Annotated in this window: 16 protein-coding genes; 13 read left to right on the forward strand and 3 right to left on the reverse strand. The window is 68.0% G+C overall.

Annotation, left to right across the window (positions count from 1 at the left end):
• Positions 1–88: 88 nt before the first annotated feature.
• The 3 genes from N7640_RS11690 to N7640_RS11700 all read right to left on the reverse strand — a co-directional run bounded on the left by N7640_RS11690 (position 89) and on the right by N7640_RS11700 (position 5,082).
• Entirely contained in the window at positions 89–1,228 is a 1,140-nt protein-coding gene (locus tag N7640_RS11690; protein ID WP_279905258.1) for a homogentisate 1,2-dioxygenase, read from the reverse strand.
• A 100-nt stretch (positions 1,229–1,328) separates the two neighbouring features.
• Positions 1,329–2,414 carry a 4-hydroxyphenylpyruvate dioxygenase gene (gene hppD, locus N7640_RS11695; RefSeq protein ID WP_279905257.1) on the reverse strand — a complete coding sequence of 362 codons (1,086 nt, stop codon included), beginning with the start codon at positions 2,412–2,414 and terminating at the stop codon, positions 1,329–1,331.
• Between the two features lie 223 nt (positions 2,415–2,637).
• Positions 2,638–5,082 carry an EAL domain-containing protein gene (locus tag N7640_RS11700; protein ID WP_279905256.1) on the reverse strand — a complete coding sequence of 815 codons (2,445 nt, stop codon included), beginning with the start codon at positions 5,080–5,082 and terminating at the stop codon, positions 2,638–2,640.
• 282 nt (positions 5,083–5,364) lie between these two features.
• On the opposite strand from N7640_RS11700, the gene N7640_RS11705 reads away from it, so the two are divergent.
• The 13 genes from N7640_RS11705 to N7640_RS11765 form a co-directional block, all read left to right on the forward strand.
• Positions 5,365–6,699: an alpha/beta hydrolase gene (locus N7640_RS11705; protein WP_279905254.1), complete on the forward strand. Its 1,335-nt coding sequence runs from the start codon at positions 5,365–5,367 to the stop codon at positions 6,697–6,699.
• A 124-nt stretch (positions 6,700–6,823) separates the two neighbouring features.
• The gene (gene ccoG, locus N7640_RS11710) at positions 6,824–8,239 is read left to right on the forward strand and encodes a cytochrome c oxidase accessory protein CcoG (RefSeq protein ID WP_279905253.1); all 1,416 of its coding nucleotides are present in this window, start codon (positions 6,824–6,826) and stop codon (positions 8,237–8,239) included.
• 65 nt (positions 8,240–8,304) lie between these two features.
• On the forward strand, positions 8,305–9,714 hold the full coding sequence (gene mapR, locus N7640_RS11715) for a GntR family transcriptional regulator MpaR (protein WP_279905286.1): 1,410 nt from the start codon (positions 8,305–8,307) through the stop codon (positions 9,712–9,714).
• A gap of 74 nt (positions 9,715–9,788) precedes the next feature.
• A complete protein-coding gene (locus N7640_RS11720) occupies positions 9,789–10,394 on the forward strand; it encodes a hypothetical protein (protein WP_220814278.1) in 606 nt (201 codons plus the stop codon).
• A 110-nt stretch (positions 10,395–10,504) separates the two neighbouring features.
• Positions 10,505–11,287: an efflux RND transporter periplasmic adaptor subunit gene (locus N7640_RS11725; protein ID WP_279905252.1), complete on the forward strand. Its 783-nt coding sequence runs from the start codon at positions 10,505–10,507 to the stop codon at positions 11,285–11,287.
• The gene (locus tag N7640_RS11730) at positions 11,284–12,603 is read left to right on the forward strand and encodes an HlyD family efflux transporter periplasmic adaptor subunit (protein ID WP_220814276.1); all 1,320 of its coding nucleotides are present in this window, start codon (positions 11,284–11,286) and stop codon (positions 12,601–12,603) included. Before N7640_RS11725 ends, N7640_RS11730 begins: the two co-directional genes overlap by 4 nt.
• On the forward strand, positions 12,604–14,700 hold the full coding sequence (locus tag N7640_RS11735; protein ID WP_279905251.1) for a biotin/lipoyl-binding protein: 2,097 nt from the start codon (positions 12,604–12,606) through the stop codon (positions 14,698–14,700). It begins immediately after the preceding gene.
• Positions 14,701–14,735: 35 nt separating this feature from the next.
• Entirely contained in the window at positions 14,736–15,539 is an 804-nt protein-coding gene (locus N7640_RS11740) for an aspartyl/asparaginyl beta-hydroxylase domain-containing protein (RefSeq protein WP_279905250.1), read from the forward strand.
• Complete coding sequence (locus N7640_RS11745) at positions 15,527–16,531, forward strand: sulfotransferase family protein (protein ID WP_279905248.1); 1,005 nt, start codon at positions 15,527–15,529, stop codon at positions 16,529–16,531. The genes N7640_RS11740 and N7640_RS11745 overlap by 13 nt, the downstream gene beginning before the upstream one ends.
• A 130-nt stretch (positions 16,532–16,661) precedes the next feature.
• Positions 16,662–17,153 (forward strand): GNAT family N-acetyltransferase, encoded by a 492-nt coding sequence (locus N7640_RS11750; RefSeq protein WP_279905247.1) that lies wholly within the window; start codon positions 16,662–16,664, stop codon positions 17,151–17,153.
• The gene (locus tag N7640_RS11755; protein WP_220814271.1) at positions 17,150–17,464 is read left to right on the forward strand and encodes a hypothetical protein; all 315 of its coding nucleotides are present in this window, start codon (positions 17,150–17,152) and stop codon (positions 17,462–17,464) included. The genes N7640_RS11750 and N7640_RS11755 overlap by 4 nt, the downstream gene beginning before the upstream one ends.
• Before the next feature lie 56 nt (positions 17,465–17,520).
• Positions 17,521–18,165 (forward strand): tail fiber protein, encoded by a 645-nt coding sequence (locus N7640_RS11760; protein WP_279905245.1) that lies wholly within the window; start codon positions 17,521–17,523, stop codon positions 18,163–18,165.
• Positions 18,166–18,236: 71 nt separating this feature from the next.
• On the forward strand, positions 18,237–25,117 hold a 6,881-nt coding region (locus tag N7640_RS11765; RefSeq protein ID WP_279906196.1), incomplete at its 3' end, for a DUF4347 domain-containing protein.

Raw genomic sequence — 25,117 nt, forward strand, 5'->3', positions numbered from 1 at the left:
CGGGGGTGAGGGGTTCCCAGGCGGCTCCGAGCTGCCAGTAACACCCTCACCCCAACCCTCTCCCAGGGGGAGAGGGGGTTGTTCTGCGTCAGCCTTGCTTACCCGGCGCGCGCCAGGAGTTCACATATTCGGGGACGTCCACCGCGGCGGCAGCTTCAGCCACTTCCAGGGCGCGGCGGGTGTCGATCATCACCGCCACTTCCTCGGCGAAGGTGGCCGGGTCTTCCTGGGCCTTCTTCAGCGCCTTGGGGTGCGGGCCGTGGGGGAAGCCGCAGGGGTGCAGCGTGACCATGCCGGCCTCGATGTTGTCACGACTGAAGAAGTTGCCCCGGTGGTAGAACAGCACTTCGTCGTAGTCGTCGTTGTTGTGGAAGAACGGCACCTTGAGCGCGCCCGGATCGGATTCCACCGGCCGCGGCGTGAAGGTGCAGACCACGAAGCCGTTGGCGACGAAGGTGGTGTGGGCCGATGGCGGCAGGTGGTAGCGGTGGCTCATCAGCGGGCGGATGTCGCGCCAGTTCAGGCGCACCACGGTGTTGTCGCCGTGCCAGCCCACCGCGTCCAGGGGGTTGAACGGGTAGATCACGGTACTGATCTGGTTGCGCCGCTTGATGCGAATCTGCCAGGTGCTTTCGTCCTGCTGGGCCTTGAAGGCGTCGTCGAGGCGCGGGTGGTCGAGCACCGCCGGGTCGAAGATCGCCTGCGGGCCGAGCAGGCCCTTGTCCGGCAGCTGGTAGGCGCCGTCGGTGTTCTCGATCAGCAGGAAGTGGCTGGGCGCGCTCGGTTCGATGCGCCAGGCGGTGCCGCGCGGAATCACCAGATAGTCGCCGTCGCGGTATTCCAGGTGGCCGAAGTCGCAATAGAAGTGCCCCGCCCCGTCGTGCACGAACAGCAGCTCGTCGCCGTCGCCGTTGCGCACCAGGTGGCGCATGGCGCCGTGGGTCTTCCACACGCGCAGCTTGACGTCGGCATTGTGCAGGGTCAGCGGTGCCTCCAGCGGGCAGTCGCGCTCGCTGGAAATCTTGTTGAAGTTGAAGGCGTGCGGGCGCAGCGGCCCTTCCCAATCGATCCAGCCGGTGGGCGGGTGCTTGTGGTGCAGGTGGGTCACCGGGCCGAAGAAGCCCTCGCGGCCCATTTCCCGCTCATAGGTATCCGCGGGAAAGTCGCAGTGGGCCTGGCGCGAGTGCTCGCCTTCGCGCAGGGGGAAGCTGATCCATTTGCGGCTCATGGGCAGGCCCCCTGCAGGGTGTCGCAGGGCCGCCCAGGCCGTGCGCACCACGTAACGAGGAATTGCCGGTGCGCGCAGCGCACCCTACGGACAGTGCTCATCATTCGTCGGCCTTGATCACGCCGCGGCGCAGCTGGTCTTCCTCGATGGATTCGAACAGCGCCTTGAAGTTGCCTTCGCCGAAGCCCTGGTTGCCCTTGCGCTGGATGATCTCGAAGAAGATCGGACCGATCACCGTGTTGGTGAAAATCTGCAGCAGGATGCCGTCGTCGCCGGGGGCGCCGTCGATCAGCAGGTTCAGTTCGCGCAGCTGGTCCAGCGGCTCGCCGTGGCCGGCCACGCGCTGGTCGACCTTCTCGTAGTAGGTGTCCGGGGTGGTCATGAAGTCCACGCCGTTGGCGCGCAACTGACGCACCGTCTCGTAGATGTCGTCGGTGCTCATGGCGATGTGCTGGATGCCCTCGCCGTGGTATTCGCGGATGAATTCCTCGATCTGCGACTTGTCGTCGGCCGATTCGTTGATCGGGATGCGGATCTTGCCGCACGGCGCGGTCATGGCGCGGGAGAACAGGCCGGTGAGCTTGCCCTCGATGTCGAAGTAGCGGATTTCACGGAAGTTGGCGATGCGCTCGTAGAAGCCGGACCAGACGTCCATCTGCCCGCGCTTGACGTTGTGGGTCAGGTGGTCGATCTGCTGCAGGCCGACGGCGTTGTCGCCCGGCTTGCGGCCCTCGATGTATTCGAAGTCCACGTCGTAGATGGTCTTGTCGCCGTAGCGGTCGACCAGGTACAGCAGCGAGCCGCCGATGCCTTCCACGCAGGGGATGTTCAGCTCGCCGAAGTTGGCGTGGCTGCCGACCAGGGTGGCGCCCTGCTCTTTCACGTAGGCGGCGGCCTGGGCCGCGTTCTTCACCCGGAAGGCCATGGCACAGGCGCTCGGCCCGTGCTTCTCGCCGAAGGCGCGGACGTGGCCGGTGGGGCTGCCGTTGAGGACGAAGTTGATGTCGTTCTGCTGGAACAGCCACACCTGCTTGGAGCGGTGCTTGGCCGTTTCGGTGAAGCCCATGGCGGTGAACAGCTGGCGCAGCTGCTCGATGCCCTCGGCGTTGGGCGCGGTGAATTCGACGAATTCGAAACCGTCGGTTCCGATGGGGTTGTGCTGTTCGATCTTGGCCACGGCGTTCATCCGGCCTCCTTGATTGTTGTTGTGGGGCAAGCGTCCGCCTCGGTCGGCGGCGCGTTGGACTGCCTTCATCACAACCCCTGGGCCGGGCCCGGACAAGGTGCCCGCAAGGCCGGGAAGCCCGCCCCCGACGCTCCACGCGGCAAGTTTTCCTTACACCCTGCGAGCCGGGTGGAATGGCGGCACCCACGCCCGCCACCCCGTAACGATTTCTTGCCAGGGCGGTTCAGACGGCTGCCAGTCCGGGCAGCGGCCAGGCCGAGGCCAGCAGTTCGCCGAGCGGCTGCGGCTTGCCGATGTGGTAACCCTGGGCATAGTCCAGGCCCATGGCGCGCAGGGCTTCGAGCACTTCGCCGTTCTCGACGAACTCGGCGATGGTGCGTTTGCCCATGACGTGGCCGATCTGGTTGATCATCTCCACCATGGCCCGGTCGATGGGGTCGTCCAGCAGGTTGCGCACGAAGCTGCCGTCGATCTTCAGGTAGTCCACCGGCAGGTGGCGCAGGTACATGAACGAGGACATGCCGGCGCAGAAGTCGTCCAGCGAGAAGCGGCAGCCCAGCGCCTTCAGCTCGTCGATGAAGTGGGTGGCATCGGCCAGGTTGGCGATGGCGGCGGTCTCGGTGATCTCGAAGCAGATGCTCTCCGGCGCCACCGGCTGGCTGGCCAGGCAGTCGCGGATGAAGGCGAGGAATTCGTGGTCGCCGATGCTGGCGCCGGACAGGTTGATGGCGCAGTGCAGCAGCGGCGCCTGCGGGTGCTCGGCGTGGAAGCGCGCCATCGCCTCCAGGGTGCCGGCCACCACCCAGCGGTCGATCTGCGGCATCAGCCCGTAGCGCTCGGCCGCCGGGATGAACGCCGCCGGGCTGACCAGCGCGCCCTCCTCGTCCTGCAGGCGCAGGAGGATTTCCAGGTGACCGCCGTGCTCGCCGCCGCGCAGCGGCACGATCGGCTGGCCGAACAGGCGGAAGCGCTGCTCGGCCAGGGCCGCGTGGATGCGCTGCACCCAACTCATCTCGCCGACCCGCAGGGACAACTCGGAGTCGTCCGGCTGCGAGGCGTACACCCGGTTGCGACCGCGCTCCTTGGCCGCATAGCAGGCCACGTCGGCGGTGCGCAGCAGTTCCGCCAGGCTGGTCTGCCCCGGAGGCACCTGCACCAGGCCGATGCTGGCGCTGACCGAGAACGGCCGCCCGCCCCAGGCGAAGCGCAGGTCCTGCACCGCCCGACGCAGCGACTCGGCGACCCGCAGGGCGGCGTCCGGTGGGCAGTTCTCGAGGATCACGCCGAACTCGTCGCCGCCCAGGCGCGCCAGGGTGTCGCCCTCGCGCAGGTGTTGCTGCAGCTCCTGGCAGACCTGGCGCAGCAGCTCGTCGCCGGCGGCGTGGCCGCAGGTGTCGTTGACCAGCTTGAACTGGTCCAGGTCGATGAACATCAGCGCGTGGCGCCCCGGCTGGCGCAGCATGCGCGCCAGCAGCTGGGCCAGGCGATATTCGAACTCGCGGCGGTTGGCCAGGCCGGTCAGCGCGTCGTGGCTGGCCTGCCAGGAGAGGCTGGCGACGAACTGGCGCTCGCGGGTCATGTCGTGCAGCACCATCACCATGCCGCTGACCAGGCCCCGCTCGCGGATCGGCGCGCCGACCAGGTTGACCGCCACCTTGCTGCCGTCCGGGCGCACCATCAGCTTGGCGAAGTCGCCGTCCGCCGCCGGCTCGCCGGCGAGGATGCGCTGCAGCGGCGTGCGCTCGCCGGGCACCGCGTGCTCGTCGACGATGGAGAACAGCCGCTCGAACGGCGCGCCCTCGGCCTCACCCACGGCGCAGCCGGTGAGTTGCTCGGCGGCGGCGTTCATGTAGGCGATGCGGCCGTCGCGGTCGAGGCTGATCACCGCGTCACCGATGGAGGCGAGGATGGTCTGCGCGCGCTGCTTGACCGCCTCCAGGGCGCGGTCGGCCTCCTCGCGCAGGATCAGCAGGCGGCGCGTGCGCAGCAGGGCCAGGCTGATCAGCAGCGTGCCGGTGAGCAGGTTGGCCAGCAGCAGCGCCACCACCACCGCGCGCGAGGCCTCGCCGAGAATCCGCGAGAAGGCTTCCGCCGCCGGGGTGGCGCCGCGGTTGATCGCCTCGATGCGAGTGCGCCAGTCGAGCACCTGCACCTCGTCGGGCTGGCCGCGCCGGCGCACCGCCACCACCTCGTCGGCCAGCGCGGTGAGACGCAACACGTATTCGTCGCCCACCTTCCACTGCTCGACGGCCCGGCGCATGTAGCCGTAGTCGCGGAAGTAGCGGAACAGCCAGGTCATCGCCGCGATGTCGTCCGGGTGGTTCCTGCCCTGCAGGATGCCGGCGCGGGCCGCCGCCAGGTCCGGGTCGGGGCGGTCCAGGGCGACGCGGAAGGCGTGGTCGCCGAGCGGCACGGCGATGGCCGCGCGGTAGCCGGCCAGGTACTCGGCGTCGCCGGTACTGGCGTACAGGCCCAGGTAATAGATGCCGTCCTTGAGGCCCTTGGACCACAGGCTCTCGCCGGCCACGTAGCTGCGCATCGCCGAGTGCAGGTAGAGGCTGCCGCAGGCCAGCAGCGCCTGCAGCAGCACTACCGCCACGAACGGCCAGACCAGCCGTAGCAGTTGCGAAGTGATGGGCGCCGCACCGGCGCCGGTCTCCTGACTCATCGCGTCGCACTCTCCTGACCCGCGCCCTCCGTGCGGGGCCGGTCTGTCAGGTATAGATGGCTTTCTGCCAGGACGGCAACCGCAACGGCAGCGCCGCGCTGCCCTGCGCATTTGCCGGGCGCCGTTGCCACATCTATAAGTACGGGGCTATGCGCCGTTCCATAGCGACAACGCCACGACAGGGAGTCACCTGGCCATCGCGACGAGACTGCCATGCAGTCCCCCTTCAGCCGCCACGCTCCCAGTACGCAGCACCGCCCCCACTGCCCGGAGCATCCCCATATGCCAGAACCTCTCGTCATCGTCCATGGCTGGAGCGACGAACCCTCGTCGTTCCAGAAGCTGGAGGCCTTCCTCGCCAGCAACCTCGCCGTCAAGCCGGTGGTGATCAAGCTCGCCGACTGGATGTCCATGCACAACGAAGTGACCTTCGCCGACCTGGCCGAGGCCATGAAGAACGCCTGGGAGCAGCACAAGCTGCCGACCGCGCCGCGCTCGGTAAACATCGTGGTGCACAGCACCGGAGCCCTGGTGGTGCGCCACTGGATGACCCGCTTCTACCAACCCTCGACGGTGCCGATCAAGCGCTTCCTGATGCTGGCGCCGGCCAACTTCGGCTCGCCGCTGGCGCACAAGGGAAACAGCTTCATCGGCCGCGCCCTCAAGGGCTGGGACGAGCCGGGCTTCCAGACCGGCACGCACATCCTCAAAGGCCTGGAACTGGCGTCGCCCTATACCTTCGCCCTCGCCGAGCGCGACCTGTTCTCCGCCACGCCCTGGTACGGCCGCGGCCGCATCCTCGCCACGGTGCTGGTGGGCAACAAGGGCTACGGCGGCTTCACCGGGGCGCTGGTCGACGCGGATGGCTCGGACGGCACGGTCTACTTCAGCACCGCCAACCTCAACTGCGCCAGGCTGCAGGTACGGCTCAGCGATAAACAGGAAGTCATTGACGAACCGGTTCTCGCGTCCAGCAAGGGTGCGATCGCCTTCGGCCTGATCGCCAAGGAGAACCACAGCACCATCACCCTGAACAAGACACCGGGCAACCCGCTGACCAAGCAACTGATCCTGCGCGCCCTGTCGGTGGACGACGGCGACTACCCTGACGGCGACGGCGCCTTCCCCTGGCAGAAAGAGATCGACAAGCACGACCCGGACATCCAGCAGCGTAGCGACGCCTTCCAGAACACAGTGGTCCACCTCACAGACGATCTCGGTCATGAGGTCAAAGACTACTTCGTCGAGTTCTACCGGCATGTCGGGCAGGATCCGCTCGATGCCCGGCTGTACAAGAAATTCATCCACTCCATCCACCCCTACAAGGACAACACCGCCTTCCGCGCGCTGTACCTGAACATCAAGGAACTGGACAAGGCCCAGCGCGACTTCGCCGTCAAGGAGCTCTACATCAGCCTGCTGGCCAGCCCGACGTTCAGTCCGGAAAAGGAAAAGGAGCATCCTGTCGGCTACCTGGCGGTGCCCACCAACGAGCTGGCAGGGCTGCACATTCCCAAGGCGCAGTTTCCCGAGTTTTTCAAGGCCCACCGCACCCTGCTGATCGAGGTCATCCTCACCCGCAAGGTATCGCGCAGAGTGTTCCGCTTGCTGCCCTGAGCCCCACGGCGCCCCACCCGGGGCGCCATCTGATACGGTTTTTCCTGGAAAACCTGAGTCTGTTATCCAAACAGCCGGTCGCGCACAGTTCGCTCAGCCTGATTACCGCCCGAAGAGGCCCACCATGAGCGAGCGCATACCAGCGCAGATCATCGAGTCCATCGACTCCCGCCAGCCCATCCGCCTGACGCCTTCCCAGGCCGGCGGGCCGATCCACACCCGCAGCTTCAGCGGCCGCTTCCGCAACCTGCGGCTGTACGGCGCCGGCCTGCTGTTCCTGATCTTCTTCGGCACCGCCTGGCTGAACTGGGAAGGCCGCCAGGCGGTGCTGTGGAACCTGGCCGAGCACCGCTACTACATCTTCGGTGCCACCTTCTGGCCGCAGGACTTCATCCTGCTCTCGGCGCTGCTGATCATCTGCGCCTTCGGCCTGTTCACCATCACCGTGTTCGCCGGCCGAGTCTGGTGCGGCTACAGCTGCCCGCAGAGCGTGTGGACCTGGGTGTTCATGTGGGTGGAGAAGGTCACCGAGGGCGAGCGCAACCAGCGCATCAAACTGGACGCCGCGCCCTGGGGCCCGACCAAGCTGCTGCGCCGGGGCGCCAAGCACGGCCTGTGGCTGGCGGTGAGCCTGCTGACCGCGCTGACCTTCGTCGGCTACTTCACGCCGATCCGCCCGCTGGCGGTGGAGCTGTTCAGCGGCCAGCTGGAGGGCGCGGCGCTGTTCTGGGTCCTGTTCTTCACCACCGCCACCTACCTCAACGCCGGCTGGCTGCGCGAGAAGGTCTGCGTGTACATGTGCCCCTACGCGCGCTTCCAGGGCGTGATGTTCGACAAGGACACCCTGATCGTCTCCTACGACGCGGCTCGCGGCGAACATCGCGGCCCGCGCAAGAAGGAGAGCGACCACAAGGCCCAGGGCCTGGGCGACTGCATCGACTGCACCCTGTGCGTGCAGGTCTGCCCCACCGGCATCGACATCCGCGACGGCCTGCAGGTGGACTGCATCGGCTGCGCCGCTTGCATCGACGCCTGCGACGGCGTGATGGACAAGATGGGCTACGCCCGTGGCCTGATCCGCTACGGCTCCGAGCGCGAGATGCAGGGCGGCCGGCGCCACCTGCTGCGGCCGCGCCTGGTGGGCTACGCGGCAGCGCTGTTGCTGATGATCGGCGCCTTCGCCTGGGCCCTGCAGGCGCGCTCGCTGGTCTCCCTCGACGTGGCCAAGGACCGTGGCATGTACCGCGAGAATGCCGCCGGCCAGATCGAGAACGTCTACCGCCTCAAGGTGATCAACAAGACCCAGCACCCGCAACGCTACTACCTGGGCCTGGTCGAGGGGCAGCCGTTCGCCATGAGCGGCCCCGGCGACCTGGCCCTGGCCGCCGGCGAGATCCTCGAAGTGCCGGTGAGCGTCGTCCTGCTGCGCGAGCCGCTGGCGAGCATCCCGGCGCCGGTCGAGTTCGAGGTGGTCAACCAGGCCGACGCCGGCGAGCGCCAGGTCTCGGCCAGCACCTTCCTGGCGCCACGCGGACGCTGAGCATGGCCGCCGCGCCGCCGATGCCCTTAGACTGTGGCCCGACCCTGGCCACAGTCACGGACAAGATGAAGCGCTACGAGCGATTCGCCGACCAGATCGCCGAGCTTATCCGCAGCGGCGTGCTCGCCCCCGGCGACCGGGTGCCCTCGGTGCGCCACGCCAGCCGCACCTACGGGGTCAGCCCCTCCACCGTGTTCCAGGCCTACTACCTGCTGGAAGACCGCGGCCTGATCCAGGCCCGCGCCCGCTCCGGCTACTTCGTCCGCGCGCTGGCGCGCCAGCCGCTGGCCGAGCCGGAAACCAGCGCGCCCACCGCCGCCAGCACCGAGGTGGACGTCAGCGAACTGGTCTTCTCCGTGCTCGGCTCGCTGAAGGACCCGCACACCGTACCTTTCGGCTCGGCCTTCCCCAGCCCGGACCTGTTCCCCCTGCCGCGCCTGGCCCGCTCCATGGCCCACGCCCTGCGCGACATGCCCGGCCACGCGGTGATCGCCGACATGACCAGCGGCAACCCCGACCTGCGCCGGCAGATCGCCCTGCGCTACATGGTCGCCGGCGTGCGCCTGCCGCTGGAGGAACTGGTGATCACCAATGGCGCGCTGGAGGCCCTCAACCTCTGCCTGCAGACCGTGACCCGCCCCGGCGACCTGGTCGCCATCGAGTCGCCGGCCTTCTACGCCACCCTGCAGGTGCTGGAGCGGCTGGAACTGAAGGCGGTGGAAATCCCGGTTCACCCGCGCGAGGGCATCGACCTCGACGTGCTGGCCGAGCGCCTGGCGCAACTGCCGATCAAGGCCTGCTGGTTCATGAGCAGCCTGCAGAACCCCATGGGCGCCAGCCTCTCGGAGGCGAAGAAGGCAGCGCTGTACGAACTGCTGCGGCAGCGCCAGGTGCCGCTGATCGAGGACGACGTCTACGCCGAGCTGTACTACGGGCCCCACCCGCCCCGGCCGATGAAGAGCCTCGACCGGGACGGCCTGGTGATGCACTGCGGCTCCTTCTCCAAGAGCTTGGCGCCGGGCTACCGGGTCGGCTGGGTGGCCGGTGGGCGCTTCGCCGAGCAGATCGGCCGGCTCAAGCTGATGACCACCATCTCGCCCTCGGTGCCGGCCCAGGCCGCCATCGCCGACTACCTGCAACACGGCGGCTACGACCGCCACCTGCGCAAGCTGCGCATCGCCCTGGAGACCCAGCAGGCGGCCATGCTGGCCTCCGCCGCCCGCCACTTCCCGGCGGAAACCCGGGTCACCCGCCCCGGCGGTGGCTACTTCCTGTGGTTCGAATTCCCCGAGCGGGTGGACTCGCTGCAACTGTTCCAGCTGGCGCTGGCCCAGGGCATCAGCCTGGCGCCCGGGCCGATCTTCTCCGCCACCCGCGGCTTCCGCCATTGCGCCAGGCTGAACCATGGGCACCCCTGGGATGCCCAAAGCGAGAGGGCGATGGAACTGCTGGGCAGGATCATTGCCTCGTTCTAGAGCCCATGGCTAGGCAATAGCCCGGCTTCGGACAATAATGGCACAACGCCATGACAGAACAAGGACAGGCGACCATGAACGAAGACAGCGACACCGCCGGCACCGACGTCCCCAGCGACCAGCGCATCGAGCAGCTGGAAAGAGCCGGCAGGCTCAACCGCCTGCTGATCTTCGGCCTGGCCGGCGCCCTGCTGTTCAACCTCATCGCCTGGGTGCTGGTGGCCGTGCTCGGCTCCTCGGGCGGCGCCGACGCGGACGAACAGGCGGCCATGGCGAGCATGGCCAGCGTCGAGGCCCTGCAGAAGGAGATCGGCGCGCTGCAACTGCAGATCGCGCCGTTGCAGCAGCAGATCAAGGACCAGCAGAAGCTCATCCTGCTGCAGGCCCAGCAGCAGGTGGCGCCTTCCGCCGCCGAGGCGGTGCCGGAACAGGGCGCGGAGCCGCGCCGGCAGGACCGGGACAACGTACGCATGGTGGCGCGCACCCTGATCGGCCAGGAACACAACTACCAGCACACCCTCAACGCCCTGAAGAACGGCATGCGCGAACTGGCCGGCATGACGCCCGGCTCGCGCAGCTGGCTGGACTTCTACGAAGAATCCCTGGCCAAGCCCATGGCCGACAGCCAGGCCCGGGTCAAGGCGCTGCAGCAGTGGTCCGGCGAACAGACCACACCCTGACCATCGTAGGGCGGGTGCAACCCGCGCCCGCTCCCGGGGAGCGTTAACGGGACGTTTGCGCCACCCCGCTTCTTCCGTACACTGCGGGCATAGAACAAGGGACTGCCACCATGCCTCACCCTCTGTGCCGCACCGGCATCATCCTGGGCCTGCTCTGCGCCCAGGCGATCCACGCCTCGCCCGAAAACGACCCGCTCCTCGATGCCCCCACCGCCGCCCCGCAGGCCGGCGAACGCTCGGCCCGCGGCGTACTGCGCGCCCGCGACCAGGCGGTGCTGTCCAGCGAACTGGCCGGGCGCATCGTCGACATGCCGTTCGCCGAGGGCCAGGACTTCAAGCAGGGCGAGGTGCTGGTGCGCTTCGACTGCAGCGCCTACCAGGCCCAGCTCAACGCCGCCCAGGCCGCATCCCGGGCCGCCCGCGAAGAGCTGGGCAACAAGAAGCAGCTGGCCGCGCTCAACTCGGTGGGCCGCTTCGAGGTGGCGCTGGCCGAGGCGCGCCAGGCCCAGGCGGCGGCGGAATCCCAGGTCTACCAGGTGCAGGTCAAGCGCTGCAGCGTCACCGCGCCGTTCAGCGGCCGCGTGGTGCAGCGCCGGGTGCGGCCGCACGAGAGCGTCGCCAGCGGCACGCCGCTGCTGGAGATCGTCGACAACCGCACGCTCGAAGTGCACCTGCTGGTCCCGTCCAGCTGGCTGGGCCGGCTCAAGCCCGGCGAGCACTTCGAGTTCCTCCCCGACGAGACCGGCCAGCCCCTGCGGGTCGAGGTCAAGCGCCTGGGCGCGCGCATCGACGAAGGCAGCCAGACCCTGCTGCTGATCGGCAGCCTGCCCGAGAACGCCAGCGGCCTGCTGGCCGGCATGAGCGGCAGCGCGCGCTTCCCGGAGTCGCCATGACCGCGCAGGTGCCGGGCCTGGCCGAACAGGTCTTTGCCCGCTTCCTGGCCCTGCAGCGCCAGGCCCGCGCCGCCGCGGACATCGACAGCCTGGCCTATGCCCTGGTCAACGACGCCCAGGGCCTGTTCGGCTTCCGCCATGCCGCCCTGCTCATCGCGGGGCGGGTGCGGTCGCTGACCGGCATCAGCGTCGTCGAGCCCCACTCCCCCTTCGTCGCCTTCGTCGAGAACGCCGTCCAGCAATTGCACGACCAGGGCCGCTCCGCCCAGCCCCAGGTGATCGCCGCCGAGTCGCTCAACGAGCAGGCCCGTGGCGACTGGCAGGCATTGTCCGCCGGCTCGGTGTTCTGGCTGCCCCTGCTGGATCGCCAGCAGCAGCCCTTCGGCGGCCTGTGGATCGCCCGCGAGCAGCCCTGGAGCGACGCCGAGCAGGCCCTGCTGACCCAGCTCGGCGACTGCTACGCCCACGCCTGGCTCGCCCTGCAGCCGCGCAAGCCCTGGCGCCTGCGCTGGCCGCGGCGACGCATCCTGGCGGTCGCAGCGGCGGCGCTGCTGCTCCTGCTGGTGCCGGTGCGCCAGTCGGTGCTGGCGCCCGCCGAGGTGGTGCCGCGCGACGGCCAGGTGGTCGCCGCGCCGGTGGACGGGGTGATCGCCGAGTTCCTGGTCAAGCCCAACCAGGCGGTGGCCAAGGGCGACGTGCTGCTGCGCTTCGACGCCACCACCATCCGCGCCCAGGCCGACGTGGCGGAACGCAGCCTGCAGGTGGCCGAGGCCGAACTCAAGGCCAACACCCAGCGCGCCTTCAGCGACGCCGAGTCGAGCGCGCGCATCGACCTGTTCGCCGCCCGCGCGGAGCAGAAGCGCGCCGAGCGCGACTACGCCCGCGAACTGCTGGCACGCACCGAGGTGCGCGCCGAGCGCGACGGCATCGCGGTGTTCGCCGACGCCCAGCGCTGGATCGGCCGGCCGGTGCAGACCGGCGAGCGGCTGATGGAGATCGCCGACCCGAACCATGCCGAACTGCGCATCGACCTGGCCGTGGCCGACGCGCTGGACTTCCAGCCCGGCGCGGAGGTCGGCCTGTTCCTCGACAGCGACCCGCTGCACCGCCACGACGCCCGCCTGCAGCGCCTGGCCTACGAGGCGCAATCGCTGAGCAGCGGCCAGCTGGCCTACCGGCTGGACGCCGAGTTCGCCGAAACGCCGCCGCGCATCGGCCTGCGCGGCACCGCCAAGCTGTACGGCGAACGGGTGCCGCTGGCCCTGTTCCTGCTGCGCCGGCCGCTGGCCGCGCTGCGCCAGACGTTGGGCCTGTAGATGCGCCTGCCCGGCCTGCGCGCCGACCTGCAGCTCTCCGGCGCCGCGCCGGCGCTGGACGGCGCGCCGCAATGGACCCTCGCCGACCCGCTGCGCGGACGCTACTTCAAGCTCGGTGCCGAGGCCATGCGCCTGCTGCGCCACTGGCAGCTGGGCGACCCCGCGCGGGTGCTGCAGGCGGCGAACACCGAGCCGGGGCAACCGCTGACCGGTTCCGACCTGGAAGAGATGCTGCGCTTCCTGCGTGGCCACGACCTGGTCGACGCGGCCGACGCGGAGCAGCGCGCCAGCTACGCGGCCAAGGCGGCGCAGCAGCGCCACGGCTTCTGGAAGAGTCTGCTGCACCAGTACCTGTTCTTCCGCATTCCGCTGTGGCGGCCGAACGCCTTCCTCGACCGTACCTGGCCCTGGCTCGAACGCCACGGCCCGCGGCTGCTGCGCTATGGCCTGCCGACCCTGCTGGTGATCGGCCTGTTCCTGGTGGCGCGCGACTGGGAGCGCTTCATCGCGACCTTCCCCCACCTGTTCAGCCTGGGCGGCGCCATCGCCTTCGGCATCGCCCTGGCCTTCGCCAAGCTGTGCCACGAGTTCGGCCACGCCTACATGGCCAAGCGCGCCGGCTGCCGGGTGCAGAGCATGGGGCTGGCCTTCATGGTGCTGCTGCCGATGCTCTACACCGACGTCAGCGACGCCTGGCGCGTCAACGACCGCCGCTCGCGACTGCTGATCGGCGCCGGCGGCGTGCTCGCCGAGCTGCTGCTGGCGTGCATCGCCCTGCTGGCCTGGTCGCTGCTGCCGGACGGACCGCTGCGCACCGCCACCTTCATGCTGGCCAGCGCCACCTGGATCACCACCCTGGCGATCAACCTCAACCCGTTCATGCGCTTCGACGGTTACTTCCTGCTCAGCGACCTGTGGGGCGTGGACAACCTCCAGCACCGCGCCTTCGCCCTGTGCCGCTGGCGCCTGCGCGAGGCCCTGTTCGGCTACGGCGAGCCCGCACCGGAGCCCTGGACGCCGGCCATGCAGAGCCGCCTGCTGTTCTGGGGCTACGGCGCCTGGCTGTGGCGCGCGGCGCTGTTCCTCGGCATCGCCCTGGCCGTGTACCACATGTTCTTCAAGCTGCTGGGCATCTTCCTGATGCTGGTCGAGCTGCTCTGGTTCATCGGCCTGCCGATCTGGCGCGAGTGGCAGGAATGGTGGAGCCGCCGCGACCAGGCGAACCCGTCCAAGGTGCTGCTGACCGCGAGCGGCCTGCTGCTGGTGCTGGCCGTGCTGGCGCTGCCCTGGCGCAGCGGCGTGGAAGTGCCGGCGATGCTCGAGGCTTCCAGCACCAGCGCCCTGCACGCCCCGGTGGCCGCGCGCCTGAAACAGCTGCACGTGCACGACGGCCAGGCGGTGGCCAAGGGCGACCTGCTGCTGGAACTGGAGTCCCCCGACCTGGACGCGCGGCAGGCCATCGTCCGCCATGAAATCCAGATCCTGCAGCTGCAACTGCGCCGCCAGGCCGGGCGCAGCGAGACGGCCGGCGACGTGGGCATCCTCGAACAGCAGTTGGCCGAGGCCGTGGCCGAATACCGGGGCCTAGCCGCGCAGCGCGAACGGCTGCAGCTACGCGCCCCGGAAGCCGGGACCGTGCGCGACCTGCTGCCCGCCCTCGCCCCCGGCCGCTGGCTGAGCCCCGCCGATCCGCTGGTGCGGGTCAAGGCGGCCGGCCTGCGGCTGCGCGGCTACCTGGGAGAGGAATACCTGTGGCGCGTGCAATCCGGCGCCGAGGGCCATTTCATCGCCGACGACCCGGCCCGCCCGGCGCTGGCGGTGCGGCTGGATGAAGTGGACGACACCGGCGTCGCCTATCTTGAACTGGAGTCGCTCAGCTCCGACCACCACGGCCCCATCGCGGTGCGCCGCGACGCCCAGCGCCGGGCGGAACCGGTGCAGGCCCAGTACGGCGTGCGCCTGACCCTGCTGGACGAGCTACCCGATCCGTCCCAGCCCCTGCGCGGCGTGGTGGTGCTGGACGGCGCGGGGCAATCCGTCCTCGGCGCGGCCTGGCGCCGGCTGGCGGCGCTGGGGGTGAGGGAAAGCGGCTTCTGACAAGGTTGTCATCCACGGGAAACAGGGAAGTCTCCATGCTCGAACCCCACGCACTGCCGATCTGCTCGCGACTGTCCCTCGCCTTCGCCCTGGAACCCCTGCTGCAGGCGCTGGAGCGGATCGCCCCTGACGCCTGGCAGCATCACTTCAACACCGGCTACTACGAAGGCGACTGGAGCGGCGTCGCCCTGATCGCGGCGGACGACGCCCCGCTGCCGCTGGCCCCCGGCCAGGGCGCGCCGGTGCGCACCGGCTGGTGGCAACGTGAGACGGCCTTCCACGAACTGCTGGAAGCGTTCCACACCACCGTCCGCAGCGCGCGCCTGCTGCGCCTCGGCCCCGGCTCGCGCATCCACGAACACCGCGACCCGGACCTCGGCCTGGCCGGCAGCGTGCTGCGCCTGCACGTGCCGCTGCTGAGCCCCGAAGGTGTGGAATTCCTGGTCGACGGCCTGCAGGCCCCCATGCGTCCCGGCGAGTGCTGGTTCCTCGACCTGTCCCGGCCCCACCGGGTGGATAATCCCTCGTCCTCGGAACGCATCCACCTGGTGCTGGACTGCGAGCCCAACGACTGGCTGCTGGCCGCCATCGAACAGGGCTTGCCGACCACGCCGGCGCTGCAGCCGGGCAAGGCGGTGCAGGACTTCCTGCGCTTCCGCCAGCAGGTCGAACGGGATCCGCAGCTGGCGCGGCGGCTGCAGTCGCTGACCGACACCCGGGACTTCCTGCGCGAAGTGGTGGCGCTGGGCGAACGACAGGGGCTGCGCTTCTCCGAGGCGGAAGTGCGAGGCGCCATGCGCCAGGGACGGCAGGCCTGGAGCGACCAATGGCGAGCATGAACCCCGGCGAGGACTTCCACGGCTGGCTGCCCATCCGCCTCTGGCGCCCCGACCGCGAATGGCGGGTGGACTGGTGCTGGTTCGGCGAGCAACGACTCACCCATCCCTTCTTCCGCGACGACGTGGACCAGGCCCTGCGCCTGCCCTTCAACCAGGCCTTCCGCCGCGAAACCGGCCTCCAGGCGCTGCTGGACTGGCAGGCCGCCAACCCGGGCCTGGCCCCCGGCGCGTTCATCTTCCATGCGTCGCGCTGCGGCTCCACGCTGATGGCGCGGATGCTCGCCGGCCTGGAGCGCAACGTCGTGCTCTCCGAACCACCTCCCCTGGACAGCCTGCTGCGCGCCCACCGAGCCGACCCGGACATGGCGCCCCACCAGCCCGCCCTGGTGGCCGCCCTGCTCTCCGCCTTCGGCCAGCGCCGGCGAGGCGACGAACAGCGGCTGCTGGTCAAGCTGGACGCCTGGAACGTCTTCGAGGCAGCGCTGCTGCAACAGCTCTACCCGAACACGCCACGTCTCTTCCTCTACCGCGACCCGCTGGAGATCGCCGTGTCCCAGCTGCGCCAGCCGGGCCTGCACCGGGTGCCCGGCATGCTGGGGCCGACGGGGCTGGATGCGCCGGGGGACGATGCCGAGCACCTGTCCGCGCCGGACTACACCTGCCGCATGGTCGGCCGCCTGCTCGCGGGCGGCCTGGAGCTGTGCCTGCACCATGGCGGCATACCGGTGAACTACCGCGAACTCCCCGAGGCGCTGTGGACGCACCTGGCGCCCATGCTGGGCGTACGGGCCATCGACCGGGAGCGACTCGAATCCGTAGCCGCCTTCGACGCCAAGCAACCGGCCATGAGCTTCAACAGTGACACCCAGGGTAAGCGGAAGTCCGCGGGGGCGGAGCTGCGCCAGGCCATCGCGCGGTGGGCAGGCGAGCCCTACGAACGGCTGGAGCGGATACGACTGTCGCAGCCACAGCGAATTCATACACTTGTTTGAGAAAAATCCTCTCCCGTCACAAGGGATGCTGGCGGATTGCCTGCGGCATCGGCTAGGCTCAAAACTCACCTACAAAGCCAACTACGGGTGTCCCCCCAAGGGGGAATGCTTGCAAGGAAGCTCGATCCCCATGGCCGTCCCCGAGTTGTACCTCCGCCCCATCGACGATGCCGACCTGGCATTTCTACGGGCGCTCTACGCGAGCACCCGCGCTGGCGAAATGGCTCCCTTGCCCTGGACCCAGGCGGACAAGGAGGCCTTCCTCGACCAGCAGTTCGATGCTCAGCACCGCCACTACCAGGAACACTACCGGGAAGCGGAATTCTCGGTTGTGCTGCACGCAGACGAGCCCATCGGCCGTCTCTACGTGTTCCGCGGCCCCAGCACCTACAACCTGATGGACCTCTCGCTGCTGCCGGCCTGGCGCGGGCGTGGCCTAGGCGGCCAGCTCCTGTCGCAGTTGGCCCGGGAAGCCGACGCCGCTGGCAAGTCGATCCGCTTGTATGTGGAACCCGACAACCCGGCGAGGCGCCTCTACGAACGCTTCGGCTTCGCCATCACCGGCCAGCACCCGGCGTACCTGGAAATGCACCGCCTCGCCACACGGAAACTGACAGCATGAGCGACGTCCCCAGCCCCGAAGAACTGCAACAGGCACTGGGCCACACCTGGCGCCTGAGCTGGGAAGAGCATCCGGGCATCGAGGTGGAACTGGTCGAGGTGAACCAGGGCAAGGCCATGAACCCTCGCTACCGCTGCTACGACGCGGTATTCCGACAGCCTGCCGGGGTCGACCTGCCGCAGTACAGCTATACCTTGCACAGCCCGGCCGCATCATCGTGGTGGATCATGCTCACCCCGATCGGGCCGGACGACGATGGACACCGCCTGCTGCAGGCGGTGTTCCATGTCCGGCAACCGGAAACCCCATAGGTTCGACGCCAACAACAATCCGCCGGCAGAGCCGGCATCACAGCAGGGAGCAATACATGGACCCGTTTCTCGGCGAAATCAAAATGGTCGGCTTCAACTTCGCACCGCGTGGCTACGCGATGTGCCAGGGCCAGCAGATGTCCATTGCACAGAACAACGCGCTTTTCGCGTTGCTCGGCACCATGTACGGCGGCAACGGCCAGACCACCTTCGGCCTGCCCGACTATCGCGGTCGCGGCCCGGTGGGCATGGGGCAAGGCCCCGGTCTGAGCATGATCGTCCAGGGTGAAGTGGCGGGCACCCAGAGCGTCACGCTGACGACACCTCAGTTGCCGGTGCATGTACCAGTTGCCCAGTTTACCGGCCAGGCCAGCAACGGCGCTCTCACCATCACCGCCGATGTCGCCACCACCACGGCAAACCCCATGGTCCCACCGACTCAGGGAGCCACCACCTACCTTTCCGCCACGACCGCCAAGGCCGGTCCCGCCGCCGTGGGGTTCAACGGGCTGTTCACCAATACCGCTCCAGATTCGACGAAGGCCAGCCTGGGCGGGCTCGGCGGGCAGGCAACCATTACGCCCCAAGGCACCGTCACCATTGCGCCGATAGGTGGCAGCCAGCCGTTCAGCATCCTCAACCCATTCCTCGGCACCAACTTCGTGATCGCGACCGAAGGCGTCTTCCCTTCCCGCAACTGATTCGAGCACATGCGCCAAATCGGCCTGCACAGGCAGGCCGATCACCCTTTCAGGAACGCCGGGAGCCACCCATGAAAAGCAAAGCCACCGTCAAACCGACACCCAGCGCCCCGGCGGGCCGTACCTGGCTGCGCGCCCTCGAGCCGCGCATGATGTTCGACGGCGCCGTCGCCGCCACGGTCGCCGATACGGCCCTGGCAGACACCGCCGCTCAGGCCGATGCCACCAGCAGCCATTCCGACACCTCGCCTCCGGCTTCTCCTCCAGCCGCCAGCAGCGACCAGCGCCACGAAATCGTCTTCGTCGACAGCAACGTACAGGACTACCGTCAACTGGTCGCCGGAGTGAGCGAAGGCACCGAAGTGGTAGTGCTGGATGGCAGCAAGGACGGGCTGCAGCAGATCGCCGATTACCTGAGCGGGCGGGCGGGGGTCGATGCGATCCACCTCGTCAGCCACGGTATCCTCGGGCAGCTGACCCTGGGCAGCCTGACCCTCGATGCCAGCAATCTGGGGGATCACTCCACCACCCTGGAGAGCATCGGCAGCAAGTTGAGCCAGGATGGCGACATCCTGTTCTATGGCTGTGATATAGCCCAAGGGGACAAAGGACAGCTCTTTATCAGTCGGTTTGCGGAACTCACCCAGGCCGACGTTGCGGCGTCCACCGACGCCACCGGCAGCAGCATCACCGGGAAAAACTGGGTATTGGAAGCCTCGACCGGCGCAATAGAAGCCTTCATTCCGTTTTCTGCCGCAACGCAGGATGCCTTTAGCGGCCGGTTGTTTTCCGGCACGCTGAATTTCTCGGGTTCGGACGCCAGCCTCGGTACATCGGTAACCGATGGCGAGGCCAACTCGACCGACATCCCTGGCGTAACAATCGAAATCTATGCCGCCACCTCGGGCACGAATACCAACAATGGCCACAACTGGGAATATGTCGGCGGCATGTTCGGCTTTGGAACTGGGGGAGACGACGAAGGGATTTGGGATGCGTCGGGCACTGGTTCGCCCGTCATCGTCATACGCACCCAGAACGGAAGTGATTTCTCATTTACGGGCATCAAGGTCGTCGACTATTTCGGTGTTCATTCTCAGCTCAGATTCGAAGCGTTCCGCGATGGCATCTCCCTGGGTGGCGTCACACTGGCAACCGATGGCGCCGACTTCATCTCGGATTTCACCCAGTCCAACGGGCTGACGCCCTCCATTTTCCAGAATGCGGATGAAATCCGCATTACCGATCCGAGCGCCGCCGACCTCTATATCGGCCTCGATAATATTGGGTTTGCAGATCCTGTTCTGCCCACCTTCGCCCCCAGTCTGACCGCCACCGGCAACAACCCCTCCTTCACCGAAAACGGCAGTGCGGTCGATCTGTTCAACGGCGTTACCGCCGCCACCAACGACAGCGGCCAGACCTTCAGCGGCATGACCCTGACCGTGACCAACGTCAGCAACGGCGCGGCGGAAATCCTCAGCATCGGCGGCACCGACGTGGCGCTGAACCACGGCAACAGCGGCAGCATTTCCGGTATCGGCAACTACAGCGTCAGCGTGTCGGGCGGTACCGCCACCGTCACGCTCGGCAGCATGACCCGCGACAATGCGCAGATGGGCGCACTGATCGACGGCATCAGCTACCGCAATACCAGCGAAGATCCCGGCAGCGCCAGCCGCGTCGTCACCATTACCGGCATTACCGATAGCGGCAGCAACAACAACACTGCTTCACCCAATATCGCCTCGACCGTGGCCGTGACACCGGTGAACGATGCTCCGACCCTCACCGCCACCGGCTCCAGCCCGACCTTTACCGAAGGTGGCTCGGCCGTGCAGCTGTTCAGCGGCACCAGCATCAGCACCATCGAGTCCGGCCAGTTCATCAACCGGATCCAGGTCCAGGTCAGCAACCTGGCCAACGGCAGCTCGGAAAAACTGGTCATCGACGGCGTCGACGTCAACCTGACCAACGGCTTTGGCACCACCACCGTGACCAACAACCTGGGCATCTCGGTCACGGTGATCAGCAGCGTCGCCACCATCAACATCACCAATACCAGTATCTCCACCGCGGTGGCGCAGAGCATCGTCGATGGTCTGGCCTATCGCAACGACAGCCAGAATCCGTCCGGCGCCTCGCGCACCGTGACCCTGCTCAGCGTTCGCGATAGCGGCGGCACCGCCAATGGCGGGGTCTCGATGACCACGCTGTCGGTTTCCAGCGAGGTGAGCCTGGTCGCGGTGAACAATGCGCCGACCCTATCCGGTGGCCCCTATGTGTTCACCGGCACCAACGAAGACACCACCACCCCTGGCGTGCAGGTCTCCACCGTCATCGCCGGAGCCACCTACGCCGATGTGGATTCGGGCGGGGTGTCCGGCATCGCCATCACCAACACCGGCGGGAGTGGCACCTGGCAATACTCGACCGACAATGTCACATGGACCAGCGTCGGTGCGGTGTCCAGTTCGTCCGCCTTGCTGCTGACTTCCAACAGCTACGTGCGCTACATCCCGAACGGTGCCAACGGCGAGAGCGTCGGCTTCACCTATCGCGCCTGGGACCAGACCAGCGGCACGGCCTCGGTCAACGGTATACGCGGGCTTGCCGACACCACCACCAACGGTGGTATCACCGCCTTCTCCACCGGCACCGCCACGACCTCCCTGACGGTCAGCTCGGTCAACGACGCGCCGGTGTTGACCCCGGTAGCGCCGACCCTGACCGGATTGGCCGACACCTCCACCGCCAACGCCGGCAACCTGGTCAGTGACTTGACCGGTGGTGTCACCGATGTCGATACCGGTGCACTGCAAGGGGTTGCCATCACCAGCCTGACCGCCACCTATGGCAAGTGGCAGTTCAGCACCGATAGCGGCAGCACCTGGCAGGATATCGGCACGGTCTCCACCAGCGCGGCGCTGGTGCTGCGCTCGACCGATCGGGTTCGCTTCGTCCCCGACGGCGTCCACGGCGAAACCGCGACCATCACCTACAAGGCCTGGGACCGCACCACCGGCACCCAGGGGACCACGGTCGACATCACGACCTCCGGCGGCACCTCGGCGTTTTCCACGGCCAGCGACACCGCCAGCGTTACCGTCACCGCCGTCAATGACGCCCCAGTGGTCACCGTGAGCGCTGGGGCGGCGTCCTGGAGCGAAGGCAACAACGTCGCCTCCACCCCGGTCGCGGTGGACCCGGGCCTGACCCTGTCCGACGCGGACGGTCCGAACCCGAACCAAGCCACCGCGCGCATGCTCACCTACTACAGCTCCCAGGACACCCTGAGCTTCGTCAACGACGGGCTCACCATGGGCAATATCGTCGGCACCTGGACCGTCGGCAACGGTACCCTGACCCTGACCTCCGCCGGCAACCAGGCCACCGTGGCAGAGTTCCAGGCCGCGCTGCGGGCGATTACCTACAACAACGCCTCGAACAGCCCGAACACCACCACCCGTACCGTGCAGTTCATCGTCACCGATGGCAGCAATGCCCAGTCGACGGCCGTGACCCGTGACATCACCATCACCGCGGTCAACGATTCGCCAACCATCAGTGCCGTGGCCTCGCTGCCGATCACCGAAGACACACCGACGGCGCTCGGCCAGATTACCTTCAGCGATGTCGACACCACCCTTGGCGTCGCGACGTTCTCGGTCGGCAGCGGCACCCTCAGCGCCATCGGCGCCGGCGGCGTGACCGTGGGCGGCACGGCGACGGCCCTGACCCTGAGCGGCACCCTGGCCAACATCAACCTGTTCATCGCCAACAACCGCCTGGTCTATACCCCGGCGGCCAATGCCAGCGGCGACGTGACCCTGACCATCAACATCAACACCACCAGCGTGTCCGACGCCACCACCACCGTGACCCTGCAGGTCGCTGCGGTGAACGACGCCCCAGTGATTACCGCACCGGCATCCATTACGGTGACCGAGGATGTGTCGAGCGTGATCAGCGGCTTCAGCTTCACCGACGTCGATGCCGGCATCAACACCGTCACCGCGACCTTCTCGGTGCCAAGCGGCACCCTGAGCGCGGTCACTGGCATGGGTGTCACCGTCACTGGCTCCGATACCGGCGAGCTGACCCTGTCCGGCAGCCTGGCCGATATCAACTTCTTCGTCGCGGCCAACGGCGTGACCTTCAAGACCGCCCAGGACGCCACCACCAGCGTGACCCTGACCGTGACCCTAAACGACAAGGGCTTCAGCGGCTCGGGCGGCGAGAAGACCGACACCAAGACCGTGACCCTCAACGTCACCGCGGTGAACGACGCACCGGTCAACAATGTGCCGGCGGCGCAGACCGCGCAGCAGAACATCGCCCTGGGCTTCAACACCGCCAACGGCAACGCCATCTCCATCACCGACGTGGATGCCGGCAATGGCCTGATGACCGTGACCCTGACCGCAACCAACGGCACGCTCAGCCTGGGCAGCCTGAGCGGCATCACCCTCATCCTTGGCACCGGTACCAACAACGCGACCCTGATGTTCGAGGGCACCCGCGCCAACCTCAACGCCGCGCTGCAGACCCTCAGCTTCAAGTCCTCCAGCAACTTCCTCGGCAGCGCCAGCCTGACCATCGAGACCAACGACAACGGCAACTCCGGCAGCGGTGGGGCGAAAACCGATACCGATGTGATATCGATCACCGTGATCCCGGTGAACCCGAAGGTCACCAGCGTTTCCGCCCAGGGCCTGGATCGCACCGTGAAGATTGGCGACGAAGTGCTGGTCAACATGGTCTGGGACCAGGTCGTCAACGTCGATACCAGCGGCGGCATCCCGAGCCTACTGCTGGAAACCGGCCTGATCGATCGCAACGCGATCTACGTCAGCGGCTCGGGCAGCAATACCCTGGTCTTCAAATACACCGTGCAGGCGGGTGACGTCAGCGCCGACCTGGACTTCCAGAGCACCGCCGCGCTGCAACTCAACGGCGCGGTCGTGGCCAACGCCAGCAACGACATGGCGGTGCTGACCCTGCCGACCGTGGGTGGCGCCGACTCGCTCGGCGGGCGCAGCAACATCGTGGTCGATGGCGTGGTGCCGATGGTCGGCAGCGTCAGCGTCCCCACCGACGGCACCTACATTGCCGGCCAGAACCTCGATTTCACCGTCAACTTCAGCGAAGCCGTGGTGGTCGACACCAGCGGCGGCACACCGCGCATCGCCATCACCCTCGACACCGGCGGCACCGTCTACGCCGACTATGTTTCCGGCTCCGGCACCAGCGCCCTGGTGTTCCGCCTCACCGTCGCCAGCGGCCAGGCCGACAGCAACGGCATCGCCGTCGGCAGCGCCATCCAGGCCAACGGCGGTAGCCTCCGCGACGCGGCCGGCAACGACGCCGTCGCCACCCTCAACAGCGTCGGCGCCACCACCGGCGTGCTGGTCGATGCCGCGGACCCGACGGTCGTCAGCGTCGCCGTCCCGCCCGCCGGCGCCTACGCCGCCGGCAGCGTGCTGACCTTCACCGTCAACCTCAGCGAAGCGGTCACGGTGGACACCTCCGGCGGCACGCCCCGGCTGCTGCTCGACATCGGCGGTAACAGCGTCTATGCCGACTACGTCTCCGGCAGCGGCAGCAGTGCCCTGGTGTTCCGCTACACCGTGCAGGCGGGCGATACCGACGGCGACGGCATCGCCGTCAGCGCCCTCGCCAGCAACGGCGGCACGCTGCAGGACGCCGCCGGCAACGCGATGGACCTCAACCTGGTCGGCATCGGCAACACCGGCGGCGTGCTGATCGACACCACGGCGCCCGCCGCCACCGGCATCACCCGTATCGATGCCTCGCCCACCGGCTCCAGTTCGGTCAGCTACACGGTGACCTTCAGCGAGAGCGTCAGCGGCGTCGATGCCAGCGACTTCAGCCTGATCTTCACCGGTTCGGCCAGCGGCAGCATCGCCTCGGTCACCACCCTGAACGGCCAGACCTACGTGGTGGTGGTCAACGGCATCACCGGCAACGGCACCCTCGGCCTCAACCTCAGGAACGGCGGCACCGGCATCGCCGACACTGCCGGCAACGCCCTCGGCGGTGGCCTGACCGGCCCGACCTATGCCATCGACCGCGCCCTGCCGGCCGTCAGTTCGGTATCGGTGCCGGCCAACGGTACCTATGTCGCCGGGCAGAATCTCGATTTCACCGTCAACTTCAGCGAGAGCGTGGTCGTCGACAGCAGTGGCGGCACGCCGCGCATCGCCGTCACCCTGGATACCGGCGGCATCGTCTACGCCAACTATGTCGCCGGCTCCGGCAGCAACGCCCTGACCTTCCGCCTCACCATCGCCACGGGCCAGTTCGACGGCAACGGCATCGACCTGGGCAACAGCATCCAACTCAACGGCGCCACCCTCAAGGGCAGCTCGGGCAACGATGTAGCCACCGCCCTCGCCGGTATCGGCAGCACCGCCGGTGTTCGGGTCGACGCCCAGGACCCGACCGCCGCCATCGTCCTGACCGGTACTTCGCCGACCTCGGCCAATACCCTGGAATTCCGGGTGACCTTCAACGAGAACGTCACCGGCGTGGATGCCGGCGACTTCAGCCTGCTCACCGGCGGCACGGTGCAGGGCACCCTGCAGTCGGTGGTGCAGCTGGATGCCCGCACCTACCAGGTGGTGGTCAGCGGCGTGTCCGGCAGCGGCTCGCTGCAACTGGCGCTGAGCGCCCCGGGCAGCGGCATCGTCGACGCCGCTGGCAACCGCCTTGGCGGCAGCGTGGTCAGCAGCGGCTACGAGATCCGGCAGATCCAGCCGGAACCGGAGCCAGAGCCAGAGCCAGAGCCAGAACCCCGTCCGCAGCCCGAGGGCGACCCCGAGTTCCGCGTCGATCCGCCAGTCTCCAACCCGGACCTGTCCACGCCGCTGCCCCAGGTCGCGGTGCCCGGCGGGACGGCGCCCTCCTTCACCTCGCCCCTGCTGCCGCC

This window comes from Pseudomonas sp. GD04015, from assembly GCF_029837675.1.
GTDB classification, from domain to species: domain Bacteria; phylum Pseudomonadota; class Gammaproteobacteria; order Pseudomonadales; family Pseudomonadaceae; genus Aquipseudomonas; species Aquipseudomonas paralcaligenes.